The sequence below is a fragment of the Avibacterium paragallinarum genome, assembly GCF_011765605.1.
In the GTDB taxonomy this organism is placed as follows: domain Bacteria; phylum Pseudomonadota; class Gammaproteobacteria; order Enterobacterales; family Pasteurellaceae; genus Avibacterium; species Avibacterium paragallinarum.
In genome coordinates this window covers 25,589-38,929 of record NZ_CP050316.1, presented here as the reverse complement: position 1 = coordinate 38,929, position 13,341 = coordinate 25,589, and the positions used below count along the sequence as shown (strand labels likewise).

Below are 13,341 nucleotides of genomic sequence, written 5' to 3'. Positions count from 1 at the left end.
TCTTAAACCGCTTCCTCGTTTTCTTCGCCTGTGCGGATTCGGATCACGCGTTCCACATCATAAACGAAGATTTTTCCATCGCCGATTTTGCCCGTTTGAGCCGCGTCCATAATGGCTTGAATACATTGCTCCACCAGCTCATCAGGTATCACAATTTCCATTTTGACTTTTGGCAGGAAATCCACCATATATTCCGCTCCGCGATAAAGTTCCGTATGCCCTTTTTGACGACCAAAGCCACGCACTTCGGTAACGGTCATTCCCGTGATGCCGATGTCTGACAGGGATTCACGCACATCATCAAGTTTGAAGGGTTTAATAATGGCTTCGATTTTTTTCATTTTTTACCTCGCTTAGTTAGCAGTTGGGTTAGCGTCTTGCCGATTTCGGTCGGAAACTGGCGATAATTTCAGGTTTTGTGTCAATGTAAATGCCGTCAATCAGTTGTAGGCAATAAGGCACGGCAGCAAAAATGCCTTTCACCAGCACCTTGCCTTGCTCGTCTTTCACCCCCTCAAGGGTTTCTTTGATTGCCTTTGGCTGCCCTGGTAAGTTTAAAATCAGGCTATTTTTGCGAATCACGCCCACTTGGCGAGAGAGGATCGCCGTTGGCACAAAATGCAAGCTCACTTGACGCATTTGTTCACCAAAACCTGGCATTTCTCGATCTGCCACAGCCAAGGTGGCATCTGGCGTAACATCACGTTTGGCTGGCCCTGTTCCCCCCGTGGTTAGCACCAAGTGGCAATGATGCACGTCCACCAGCTCGCATAGGGTTTGCTCGATAATGGGCTGTTCATCAGGGATTAAGCGAGTTTCCACTTCAAAAGGATCAATTAAGGCTTGCTCGAGCCATTTTTGTAATTCAGGGATACCTTGATCTTGATATACGCCTTGCGAGGCACGATCCGATACGGAAACTAAGCCAATTTTTAAAAGTGCGGTCATTTTTTCCTCTTTTTTTATTAAATCCAATAATATCTCACAATATGGAAGAAAATCGGTGCGGCAAAGCATAGGCTATCCATACGATCTAACATTCCACCGTGTCCACTTATCATATTGCCCCAATCTTTCACGCCCATACTGCGTTTCATTGCTGACATCACCAGCCCACCTAAAAAGCCCATTAGACAAATAACCAAGCTAATTAAGGTAGCTTGCACGGCGCTAAATGGCGTTAGCCAAGAAAGCAATCCGCCTAACGCTGAAGCGCTCAATACGCCACCGACAAAACCCTCTACGGTTTTGGAAGGGGATAAAGTTGGCACAATTTTATGTTTACCGAATAATTTTCCCCATACATATTGCAACACATCGCTCGCTTGCACAATCAGGATCAAAAAGATCATTAATAATAAACTTTTGCCTTCAAATCCTGCAATATTTAGGGTGAGAATGGCAGGAATATGCGAAATGCAGAACACAGAAATCATCACCGCCCATTGCACTTTGCTTGAACGATCTAAAAAATGTGCCGTGTCGCCTAGCAAGGCGGATAAAATCGGTAAAAATAAGAACGCATAAACAGGAATGAAAATGCTGAACATACTAAACCAATCCACCGCGACAAAATAATATTGCAAAGGCAAAATGAAATAAAAGCAGGCTACTAAAGCAAGATGATCGCCACGGCGAATTTCAATCAGCGATAAAAATTCCCGTAACGCCATAAAAGAAACGATAAAAAATAAGCCCAATACGCCATAAAAACCGAGATAAGCGGCGGCGAAGATAATTAAAATCATCACCCACCACGCATTAATGCGTGCGTTTAGGTTATCTATCACCGAATGGGGCGTGGAAAAACCTACTTTCCATTTCAGTGCATAACCAATGCCCGATGCCAATAGCAAGGTGCAAATTAATCCCCAAAATAAATTCCACATTTCCATTTTATGCTCCTTGATGTTTCGGATTAAGATTAAGCAAGGCCTGCTCTGCTCGCGCTAGAAATTGCGTTTTATCTTCTTGCGGCTGCCAATGAATCGGCTCGCCCAAATATAGATCACACAGCAAGGGAATTGGCAGAATAAAGCCTTTCGGCAATAAATTATGAGTATTACTGATCCAAACTGGCACGAGATCCACATTAGGATTGGCTTTGGCTAAATAATATAAACCACTTTTAAAGGGCTGAAGAGCAAGATCATCATTGGTTTTTCTTGTGCCTTCGGGGAAAATAATCAACGAATTTTCTTGCAGCGCTTGGCTAATTTGCTCTGTTACCGCTTTAGGATCATTGCCGCCTCGCTCGATCAACAGCATATTAAACACTTTTTCCGCAAGAAAACGGCGAATTTTGCCTTTCGTCCAATAATCCGCACCTGCCACAGGACGGGTTTTCTTACGCACTTCATAAGGCAAAGACACCCAGAATAAAATAAAATCTCCGTGGCTGTTGTGATTGGCGTAATAAAGCCTTGGCTTATCTGCGGAAAGCAAGGCGATATTTTTCGCCGGACGAACACCGGTAATAAAAGAGGTAAAACGACATAAAAGAAAATCAACCAGTTTAGCGAGCATTTTCATTCTCCTCTGATTTTTGTTGCGTAGCATTTTCTGCGGAAAATTGCACCGCACTTTCATTGTCTGTGTGGTATTCTGCTTGTTCTTCATCAGGTTTATTTTCAACATTCTGTTCTAAAGCCTTACCTTCCGCCAGCCCTGATTTCACGCGTTTCACGCAAGTTAAAATTAACAACGCGACTACAAGCCAAGCGAGCACATAAAACCACGTTGGTAAAATCGGCATAAAGGTATAAATCAATCCTAATAAGCCAAATAAAAAGGCACGATCACTTTTCCCCAAAGGCCCGTCATAACGGCGTGTTTGCCCTTGCACTTGTCCTAATACGCCACAAAATTCTGTTAAGGCGGCAAGCCAAATAATCAGCCCGATAACAAGGGGATCAAAAGGGGCAATAAAAGCAAAAGGCAGATACAACGCCGCATCAGAAACCACATCGGTAATTTCATTAAGATAACCACCCAAGCGTGATTTTTGCTGAAATTCTCGTGCTAACATTCCGTCAATGGCATTGAGCGCCATTCGCACAAAAAGCCAAATAGGGATTAAAATAAACAGCCAATGCACCGCAGAAAGTGCGGTCAAAAATAAGCCTAAAATCACTGAAATTCCACAGGCTGCAAGGGTAACTTGGTTTGCCGTAACACCTTTGCGTTCTAACTTCACCACCGTGGGACGAAGTAAATTTTGAAACTTCGGTTTTAAATCGTAAATGCTCATTATTTCTCCTTATTTAAACGGAAATAATACGGGAACAAGAAATACCGTTGCCAGCATAACCAGCAAAGTAAAAGGCACGCCAATTTTGATGAAATCGCCAAATTTATAATTCCCTGCGCCCAGTACCATTGTGTTTACTGGCGAAGAAATCGGCGTCATAAAAGCGGCGGACGAAGCAATCGCCACCGTCATTGCGAAAGGCAATGGGGAAAGCTGCAAATGCTGCGCCATTGTGATAGCTATCGGCGCCATTAAAATCGCAGTGGCGGTGTTAGAAATAAACAGACCAATCACCGCAGTCAGTGTAAACAAGCTGATTAAAATCCAATGTTTACCCATTCCCCCTACGGTGTTAATCATAAATTCTACGATTAAATTAATCCCGCCTGTTTTTTGTAGTGCGGTGGAAAATGGCATCATTCCCACAATTAAAATTAAGCTCGACCAGTGGATAGAGGCATAAGCACTTTTGGCATCTACACAGCGGAATTTGGCTAACATTAAACAGGCAATTAGAGCGGCAACTACGTTCGGCACAACGCCTGTTACCATTAATGCCACCATTGTAACAATAGATAAAATGGCATAAGGTGCTTGGCTTTGCGCGGGTGCGGCGCGTTCAATTTCCGTTGGATAATCCAGCACAAAAAAGGCTTTGGTTTTATTACGCATTGCTTGGATCAATTTCCACGATCCCACCACCAGCAGCAAATCGCCGATCTTTAATGGCTGTTCAATCAAACTTCCCGTCAAAATCTCATTATTACGCTTAATGCCCACTACATTTAACCCAAAACGTGAACGAAAACCAATTTCGGCTACCGTTTTGCCGAGATAATCCCCTTCAGGAATTGGCGTGATTTCCACCATTCCCATAAACTTGGCTTGTTGTTCAAAGTGGTAAGGACGCAACTCCGTTGGCTCAAGCTGATGTTGTTGGCAAAATGCATTAATATCTAACTCAGGATCAGCGCAATCAATCAGCAAAATATCTTTTTCACGAATTTCAATTTTGCCTAAAGACTCCGCCAGAAATCTTGGGCGAAAACGCTTCCAACGCTCAATTGCCAGCACGTTCAAGGCATAATTAGAGCGCAGATGCAAGGCTTCTAAGGGCTGCCCGATAAAATCTGATCCTGCTCGCACCACAAAGCGTTTGGTGCGTGCTTGTAATTGATAATCTTCAATCAGATCTTGAATGGAATGACGATTCACGCCTTCGCTTTGTTCATTTTCAGCTTGCCCTAACCAACGGCGAGCCACCAACATATACACAATACCTAGCAACAAAATCACAATGCCAATGGGCGTGAAAGAAAAGAAATCAAAACGCTGTTTGGTGAGATGGATTAATTCCGCGTTAATCACCAAATTTGGGGCGGTGGCGATTAAGGTCATCATACCGCTGATTAGCCCAGCCATACTCAATGGCATCATCAGGCGTTTTGGTGAAATATTCATCTGCCGACAAATCACCAATACCACAGGGATAAAAATTGCCACAATCCCTACGGAACTCATAAAAGATCCCAATCCCGTTACCGCTAACATCACTAAAATCAGCACGCGAGTTTCGCTATTTTTCGCGGCTTTCATCAGCCATTCACTCACTTGATAGGCTACGCCAGTGCGTACCAACGCTTCCCCGACAATAAACAGTAAGGCGATCAAAATAATATTCGGATCACTGAAGCCTGCAAAGACTTCCTGCACGCTCAAGATCCCACTCACACAGAAAGCGAGCATGACCAACAGAGCGATAACATCCATTCGGATTTTGTTACGGATAAAACAGAACACCGCAATAGCAAGAAAAATAACAACTGTAAGTAAAGGAATATTAGCTATTAATGATAAAGGCATCGATTACTCCCCTATTATGTAGGTAGTTGAAGTGATTGGAACTATCATATCATTATTCCTTAATAACGGACTTACCTCATCACTCGTTGTCCCAAGTATATCACCCTCATATTATAAATAGTTATCTTCAATTTTGTCTTTTTACATCAAAGATTTTCCTGATAAATAGTTGCAAAAAGGTGTAGACAACTTTAAACTTTAAAGGATTTTTAACATATAGAATCATGATAAAAATGTAGCTTTTATTTTAGCACTGAATGCCAGAAGAGAATTCATTATGACCATTTTAAATGAGGATAAAGAGATTAACCAACCAAGTTTAGGAAAATTATTTTTTCACTCTAGAAATGCGTTGAATTTATCTTTGGAAGAAGTATCTAAACAGATCAATTTACGTCTTTCGATTTTACAATGTCTTGAAAATGATGAATTTACTCATCGTACTATTTCAGCGACTTATATGAAAGGATATATTCGTAATTACGCAAAATTTTTACGTTTACCTTCAGAAACTTGGGAACCTGTTATTGCTTCTCTTGCTGAAACGACAGTAAATGATTTATCTCGAGGAGCAAGAGCAAATAAAGCAATAAATCAGCATAATTCACACAATTATTCAATAACTTGTATTTCCTTTATTATTGCAGCTATTCTGCTGATTTTAAGTGTACTCTGGTGGTGGGAAAATTATCAAAAATCAAATATTGAACGTGATCATTTAGTGCAAGAATATGTTGGAAATCAAAAAGATACATCCGTCAAATTAGAAAGCAAAGTACCTGAGCTTCCTAAATTAGAAACAATAGAAGAAGCTCAAACTGTAAAACAACTAGCTATCGACGATATTGAGGAAAATAAACATTCCAATGAAGTTATTTTATCTTCCAAACCTGATGTGGAATCCATCGTTAGTACTAAAATTGCAGAGATACCAACCGCTCATAAAGAAATTTTAACTAATGAAAAAATAGTGAATAGTCCTAATGCATCAAATACCCCAATATTACAGATTAAAGTAACTGAATCAAATTGTTGGATTAGCATAAAAAACGAGCATCATCAAGTATTAGCTCAAAAATTATATAATAAAGGGGATGAGTTAATTTTTAATGAAAATACTATCTATGATTTAACCATTGGTGCTCCAAGCAATGTTGAAATCATTTATAAAGGAGAAGACTATCCATTAAAAGTTGATGGTCGAGTAGCGAAATTTAAATTGCAGTAAGCAAAGAGTAACAGAATGTCATCATTTAAACCCAGTATTAAACGTCGTGAATCGACAAAAATTTATGTCGGCAATGTGCCTGTGGGGGGCGACGCGCCGATAGCCGTGCAATCTATGACCAACACCCGTACCACAGACGTGGAAGCCACCGTAGCACAGATTAAAGCGCTTGAACGTGTTGGGGCTGATATTGTGCGGGTTTCCGTTCCCACAATGGACGCGGCAGAAGCGTTCAAATTAATTAAACAGCAAGTGAATGTGCCATTGGTGGCAGATATTCACTTTGATTATCGTATCGCCTTGAAAGTGGCAGAATACGGCGTAGATTGTTTGCGTATTAATCCCGGTAATATTGGGCGTGAAGATCGCATTCGTGCCGTGGTGGATTGTGCCAAAGATAAGAATATTCCTATTCGTATTGGGGTTAATGCGGGATCGTTAGAGCGTGATATTCAAGAAAAATTTGGTGAGCCAACGCCTGAAGCCTTGCTCGAAAGTGCCTTACGCCACGTTGAAATTTTGGATCGTCTTAATTTCGATCAGTTTAAAGTGAGCGTGAAAGCCTCAGATGTGTTTCTTGCGGTAGAAAGTTATCGCTTGCTAGCAAAAGCGATCAAACAGCCGTTGCATTTAGGTATTACCGAAGCAGGCGGTGCAAGAGCGGGTGCGGTGAAATCGGCGGTGGGGCTTGGAATGTTGCTCGCAGAGGGGATTGGCGACACCTTACGCGTTTCTTTAGCCGCTGATCCTGTAGAAGAAATTAAAGTGGGCTTTGATATTTTGAAATCCTTGCGTATCCGCTCTCGTGGAATTAATTTCATCGCTTGCCCAACCTGTTCTCGTCAAGAATTTGATGTAATCGGCACAGTGAACGCTCTTGAACAACGCCTTGAAGATATTATCACCCCAATGGACGTTTCCATTATTGGCTGTGTGGTGAATGGGCCGGGCGAAGCACTGGTATCAGATCTTGGCGTTACGGGTGGCAACAAGAAAAGCGGTTATTATGTTGATGGTGAACGCCAAAAAGAACGTTTTGATAATGAAGATTTAATCAATCAATTAGAAGCAAAGATTCGTGCTAAAGTGGCACAACAAGATCCAAAAATCGAATTATTTAAGGAAAATATTGTGGCGAAAACAATTCAAGCAATTCGTGGAATGAATGATTGTTCTCCAACGGAAAGCCCGTTGTGGCAATGGGTGGAAAGCAAGGTTCGTGATGTTTTACAAAGTTATGGTTATTCTGAAGTACGTATGCCGATTGTGGAAAGTACGCCGCTTTTTGCACGTGCTATCGGTGAAGTTACCGATGTGGTTTCTAAAGAAATGTACACCTTTTGGGATAATGATGAACAGCTTACCCTCCGCCCTGAAGGAACAGCGGGCTGTGTGCGTGCGGCGATTGAACACGGCTGGATCTATAATAATGAGCAACGTTTGTGGTATCTCGGGCCAATGTTCCGCCACGAACGTCCACAAAAAGGGCGTTATCGCCAGTTTCATCAGGCAGGCGTGGAAGTGTTTGGGATCGCCAATCCAGAAATTGATGCGGAACTCATTTTATTAACGGCTCGCTTGTGGAAAGAACTTGGTATCGATCAACACGTTAGCTTACAACTCAATTCTATCGGCTCTTTAGAAGCACGAAAAAATTATCGTTCGGCACTCGTTGCTTTTTTACAACAGCACATTGATTTACTTAGTGAAGAAGAAAAAGAACGCTTAGAAAAAAATCCATTACGGATTTTAGACAGCAAAAATCAAGCCCTGCAACAAGTGCTAAACGACGCGCCTAAATTATTAGATTACCTTGATGAAGAAAGTCGCGAGCATTTCGCTCAGCTATGTGCCTTGCTTGATGCAATGGGGATTGCTTATGAAGTTAATCCTAAACTGGTGCGAGGCTTGGATTATTACAACAAAACCGTTTTTGAATGGGTTACGACCGCACTGGGTGCCCAAGGCACGGTATGCGGCGGTGGGCGTTATGACAGCTTAGTCGAACAACTTGGTGGACACGCCACCACAGGCGTGGGCTTCGCGATGGGATTAGAACGCTTAGTCTTGCTAGTTCAAGAAGTGAATAGCCAAATTCATTTACCAAGAGCGGTGGATATTTATTTAGTTTATCAAGGTGAAGGCACGACATTGACCGCGTTCCAATTAGCGGAAAAACTGCGTACAAACCTACCGCACTTACGCACAATGACCCACTGCAGCGGCGGTAATTTCAAAAAACAATTTAAGCGTGCAGACAAAGTAGGAGCGAAAGTTGCCCTTGTCATTGGTGAAAGTGAAGTGCAAAACCAACAAGTAGTGGTGAAAGATTTACAGGGCGGTGAGCAGCAAACTATCGCACAAACCAACGTGATCGATTTTTTAAAAACTGTATTTGAGTAAGGAAAAACTATGGCTTATACCATTGAAGAAGAACAAGAACTGAACGAAATTAAAAACTGGTGGAAAGAAAACGGCAAAATGGTCATCGCCATTTTTGTTTTAGCTTTCGCGGGAGTATTCGGCTGGCGTTATTGGCAATCTCATCAAATTGTACAGAGCCAGCAACGTTCTCTCCAATATGAACAAATTGTGAAACAATTCCAAGAGGATAAAGGAAAAATTCAGGACATAGAACAGTTTGTACAAAACAATAGTAAAACTGCTTATGCTGTATTTACTTTATTAGATACCGCGGCTGTTTCTGTTCAAAATCAAGATTTTTCTCAGGCAGAAAACCTACTTAAGCAAGCTCTGCTAAATTCTGATGATGATATATTACAATCTCTTGTTTCATTACGTTTAGCGTTAGTTCAATTTCAGTTAAAAAAATTTAATGATGCGATGCAAACTTTAAATTCTATTAAAAGTAATAGTAGCTGGGACAGTTCAGTCTTATTATTAAAAGGCGATATTCAATTTGCACTTGGAGAAAAAGAGGAAGCCAAAACGACTTTTCAAGAGGGTTTAAAAAAGGCAGACTCTACAATGATCGAATCATTCCGAGTAAGATTAAATAATTATTAAGATATGATTTTTATTGATGTGTCTAAAATATATAGGTTAACTTATGGAAAGAAACAAAAACTGGGGTGATTTATTTATTAATTTCACTATCGCTTTGTATTTTTTGCTATTCCTTCTTTTCTCAAGAAGTTATAACCTTGCACCCACACTATTAATTATTAGTGCTATTGTATTTGTATTTTTAAAGAGAAAACAAATAGATTTTTTTACTGAGAAAGAACACAAAATATTAGTTCTAAGCTATCTAGTATATTTCGTAATAATATTACTTACTGTTATTTTACATCAAGATAAACTAAAAGATTTAGATAAACCTAGTAGAATCATACTCTATTTACCGATACTGCTTTTATTAATTCATTATAAATTAAGATTTAAGACATTATTATATAGCATTCCTATGTCAGCTATTTTAGCTGGATGTGTTGCCTGTTATCAGTGCTTTTACCTTGGAGATTGGGGAGCATTTAAGCATGTTCAATTAATTCAGGGTGGCGATATTTCTATGTCGTTGGGAATATTTTCAATTTGTATGATGTTATATAGCCTTAGTAAAGGTCATAAACTATTAGCCTTATTTTGTTTTCTAGGTAGTCTAATGGGAATATTTGGAAGTATTTTATCCACAGCTAGGGGAGGATGGATTGTATTACCTATTATTATCCCTTTTATCTTGATTATATATCGTAAATTTATACCTAAATATTTTATTCCCCTTATGTTAGGTGTATTTATTATTTCTGGTTATCTATTTAACTTAACAGATGGTGGACGCTTAAGAGATCGCATAATGACCACCCAAGACCAAATTACTAGATATTTCTATAAGAATGATTCGGATACTTCCCTTGGCTATCGCTTTGATATGTGGAAAGGTGCTTGGATCGCTATTAAAGAAAAACCTATTTTAGGATGGGGAAATGAAGGCTTAAAAAGTAAAAAAGAAAAGTTGGCTGAAAACGGAATTATCAGTAAACATTCTGCAGAATTCTATCATAACCATAATCAATTTATTGATGAAACCGCAAAACGCGGAATCATCGGATTAATTGGGTTATTAACCATTTTTCTTATTCCTCTAAGTTATTTTGGGAGCCGATTAATAAGACAAACTAACCTAGAAATACGATGTTTAGCTTTATGTGGAACGGTACATATTATTTCCACAATGTGCTATAATTTATCTCAAGGCTTCTTCGCACATAATTCAGGAAATACCTTTTATTTTCTTTCAGTTATTATTTTTTACGCAGCAATTAAAGTACAGGAGAAAAAGCATTCATAAATATGCTCTAAGGAAAACAAAATGAAATTTTCGATTATTATTCCGTTTTATCAAGCTGAACATCATATTTTGGTATCATTGACATCCTGCTTAAACCAAACATACCAGAATTTTGAAGCTATCTTTATAGATGATGGCTCAACGGATAATACTTCATCGATTATTGAAAGCTATATGGTATCTGAGCCGCGTATAAAATTATTCAAACATCCTAAGAATATGGGAACTTTTTGGGCTAGAAAAACGGGTATAGAAGCTGCTACCGGAGAATATATCCTTTTTTTAGATTCCGATGATGAGTTAACAGAAGATGCCTTAGCTTCTTTATTTTCTCACCCTAAATCAGATATTGTTATGTTTCAATATTTAAAAAAAAATTGCTTACAATCTCCAAAAATGATAGGGGGGGGGTAGAAGAAGCCTTACCTTATTTAACTTCTTCTCAAGAAATCACAGATTTCACCAATATTCAATCACATAATGCCCTCTTAACGGCTCTACTACAAAATCGAAATATCATAAATTGGTCCGCCGCTGGAAAACTGTACAATGCAACCTGTTTGAAAAACGCAATCAAAAAATTGGCTTTTATTAATCGTAAATTTATTCTTGCCGAAGATTTGCTTATTTATATGGCTATGTTAATGGAAACAAACAGTTTTTCATTTATAGATAACGTGTTTTATATTTATCATTTCAATCCTTTATCTAGCACTCACGAAGGTAATAGCATCAGCCTTAAAATTAAGCAACTTTCCCTTGCTCAAACCTATCTATTGACCTATCAAAAGCAATTCAAGAATGAAATTACCTCTCAAGATAATAGGCTTATCGAATACTTTCTAGAATGCTCTTTCGTGGAAATTTATACTTACCTTCAAACCACGATAAAAAACAAAGCTAAATTTATTTTCTATTTATCAAAATATTTTCTTTCAATAACTAACGATATGAAGAAACGATTCATTGTTTTTTCATACAAGAAATACAAACAAAAGAAATTAGTGTAATTTGTAAGAAATACCCTTTTTCCCCTTAGCAACACATTAAAATTATACTTAATTTTTGTTTAGTACAAAAATAAGATAGATACCCTATAAATAATACTTTAATGCAATGTAAAACAGTATTATGCTAATAATTAAATAGTTACATTTCTCTTTTACACTTTCAAAATTAGATCATTTTGTAATGAACGTAGTGAGAAATTTATTTTAAATAATAGAAAGTGCGGTGGAAATTTAATGCATTTTTTTGGATTTAATGATAATTTCTAGGCGATCGAGAATAAGGATAAATTAAGAATGAAAGCACAAAAGAAAACCATTGTCGTCAAGTTTGGAACAAGCACCCTCACGCAAGGCACAACGAAACTTCATCGTCCGCATATGATGGAAATTGTGCGACAAATCACCCAATTGCATCAAGCTGGTTTTCGCATAATTATTGTTACCTCTGGGGCAATGGCAGCGGGGAGAGATTATCTCAATCACCCAACCTTGCCCCCTACCATCGCCTCAAAACAACTGTTGGCAGCAGTGGGGCAAAGCCAACTGATTCAAACGTGGGAACAGCTTTTTTCCATTTATGATATTCATATTGGGCAAATTTTACTCAGTCGAGCCGATATTGAAGATCGCGAACGTTTCCTCAACGCCCGTGACACCCTTAACGCCTTGTTAGATAACGGTATCATTCCCGTGATTAATGAAAATGATGCAGTGGCGACGGCGGAAATCAAAGTGGGCGACAACGATAATCTATCCGCATTAGTGGCGATCTTAGCACAGGCAGAACAGCTTTATTTGCTGACGGATCAACAAGGCTTATTTGACAGCGATCCGAGAAAAAATCCCCACGCAAAATTGCTTTCAGTGGTAGAAAAAATCACCGATGACATTCGCAAAATCGCAGGCGGCAGCGGCACGACACTTGGCACAGGCGGAATGTCCACCAAAGTTATCGCCGCCGATGTTGCTACCCGTTCAGGAGTTGAAACCATCATTGCCCCAGGCAATCGAGAAAATGTGATTGTGGATTTAGCTTATGGCGAAAACATCGGCACAAAATTTAGGGTGCAAACCGACCGTCTTGAAAGCCGTAAACAATGGCTTTTCGCTGCCCCTTCCGCTGGCACAATTACCATTGACGAGGGGGCAACAAGTGCGGTGCTAATTCAACATAAATCTTTATTACCAGCTGGTATTTTAAATATCGAAGGGCGTTTTTCTCGCGGTGAAGTAGTTAAAATTCAACAGCCGAACGGAAAAATCATCGCCCTTGGTATTCCTCGCTATAACAGCGATGCCTTGCAGTTAATCAAAGGCAAAAAATCCCAAGATATTGAGCGAATTCTCGGTTATGAATATGGCTCAGTGGCGATTCATCGTGATGATATGGTGGTGCTGTGATTTTTAATTCTTAAATTATCATCAAGCTACTGATAGCTTATCCTTGCTTGTGTACAGTTATGTATGCAAAACCATTATTTATTCATATTCAGTCAGGGAAAATCTTTATAGGAAGTGTGCATTATCTAATTTTTATTGTGCAAAAACTCAATAATAAATTACATTGATGAACACTTCTTTTTTATGCATTGCAGTTAGATTATTAAAACGCATTTTTTATCGCTTCTAACTTACTACTTTATTGAACGTAGAATGTACAATGGATATTGATATATTA

General features: G+C 39.2%; 12 protein-coding genes and 2 pseudogenes. 8 read left to right on the top strand and 6 right to left on the bottom strand.

Annotated elements, in window-relative coordinates; translation table 11 throughout:
• Positions 1 to 2: 2 nt before the first annotated feature.
• From glnB to HBL79_RS00160, 6 genes and pseudogenes are all read right to left on the bottom strand, one after another.
• Positions 3 to 341 (bottom strand): nitrogen regulatory protein P-II, encoded by a 339-nt coding sequence (gene glnB, locus HBL79_RS00185; protein ID WP_017805299.1) that lies wholly within the window; start codon positions 339 to 341, stop codon positions 3 to 5.
• 28 nt (positions 342 to 369) lie between these two features.
• On the bottom strand, positions 370 to 948 hold the full coding sequence (mog, locus tag HBL79_RS00180; protein ID WP_035688005.1) for a molybdopterin adenylyltransferase: 579 nt from the start codon (positions 946 to 948) through the stop codon (positions 370 to 372).
• Between the two features lie 17 nt (positions 949 to 965).
• Positions 966 to 1,895, bottom strand: coding sequence for a phosphatidate cytidylyltransferase (locus tag HBL79_RS00175; protein WP_035688007.1), 930 nt, complete (start codon positions 1,893 to 1,895; stop codon positions 966 to 968).
• 1 nt (position 1,896) lies between these two features.
• A complete protein-coding gene (locus HBL79_RS00170; protein WP_035688009.1) occupies positions 1,897 to 2,526 on the bottom strand; it encodes a lysophospholipid acyltransferase family protein in 630 nt (209 codons plus the stop codon).
• A gap of 118 nt (positions 2,527 to 2,644) precedes the next feature.
• Positions 2,645 to 3,250 (bottom strand): annotated as a pseudogene (locus HBL79_RS00165) (CDP-alcohol phosphatidyltransferase family protein); the annotation flags it as partial.
• 9 nt (positions 3,251 to 3,259) lie between these two features.
• Complete coding sequence (locus HBL79_RS00160; protein WP_035688012.1) at positions 3,260 to 5,113, bottom strand: SLC13 family permease; 1,854 nt, start codon at positions 5,111 to 5,113, stop codon at positions 3,260 to 3,262.
• Between the two features lie 277 nt (positions 5,114 to 5,390).
• Here HBL79_RS00160 and HBL79_RS00155 point away from each other — a divergent pair, with 277 nt between their 5' ends.
• The 8 genes and pseudogenes from HBL79_RS00155 to proB all read left to right on the top strand — a co-directional run bounded on the left by HBL79_RS00155 (position 5,391) and on the right by proB (position 13,064).
• Positions 5,391 to 6,341: a RodZ domain-containing protein gene (locus HBL79_RS00155; protein ID WP_035688016.1), complete on the top strand. Its 951-nt coding sequence runs from the start codon at positions 5,391 to 5,393 to the stop codon at positions 6,339 to 6,341.
• 15 nt (positions 6,342 to 6,356) lie between these two features.
• Positions 6,357 to 7,448: pseudogene (gene ispG, locus HBL79_RS00150) on the top strand (flavodoxin-dependent (E)-4-hydroxy-3-methylbut-2-enyl-diphosphate synthase); the annotation flags it as partial.
• A 24-nt stretch (positions 7,449 to 7,472) separates the two neighbouring features.
• Positions 7,473 to 8,744, top strand: coding sequence for a histidine--tRNA ligase (gene hisS, locus HBL79_RS00145; RefSeq protein WP_046097257.1), 1,272 nt, complete (start codon positions 7,473 to 7,475; stop codon positions 8,742 to 8,744).
• A 9-nt stretch (positions 8,745 to 8,753) separates the two neighbouring features.
• Positions 8,754 to 9,368: a YfgM family protein gene (locus HBL79_RS00140; RefSeq protein ID WP_035688021.1), complete on the top strand. Its 615-nt coding sequence runs from the start codon at positions 8,754 to 8,756 to the stop codon at positions 9,366 to 9,368.
• Between the two features lie 43 nt (positions 9,369 to 9,411).
• Entirely contained in the window at positions 9,412 to 10,653 is a 1,242-nt protein-coding gene (locus tag HBL79_RS00135) for an O-antigen ligase family protein (RefSeq protein WP_046097256.1), read from the top strand.
• A 21-nt stretch (positions 10,654 to 10,674) separates the two neighbouring features.
• Complete coding sequence (locus tag HBL79_RS12380; protein ID WP_124994789.1) at positions 10,675 to 11,067, top strand: glycosyltransferase family 2 protein; 393 nt, start codon at positions 10,675 to 10,677, stop codon at positions 11,065 to 11,067.
• Entirely contained in the window at positions 11,031 to 11,663 is a 633-nt protein-coding gene (locus tag HBL79_RS12375; RefSeq protein WP_124994788.1) for a hypothetical protein, read from the top strand. The genes HBL79_RS12380 and HBL79_RS12375 overlap by 37 nt, the downstream gene beginning before the upstream one ends.
• A gap of 294 nt (positions 11,664 to 11,957) precedes the next feature.
• Complete coding sequence (gene proB / locus HBL79_RS00125; RefSeq protein ID WP_035687281.1) at positions 11,958 to 13,064, top strand: glutamate 5-kinase; 1,107 nt, start codon at positions 11,958 to 11,960, stop codon at positions 13,062 to 13,064.
• Positions 13,065 to 13,341: the final 277 nt, after the last annotated feature.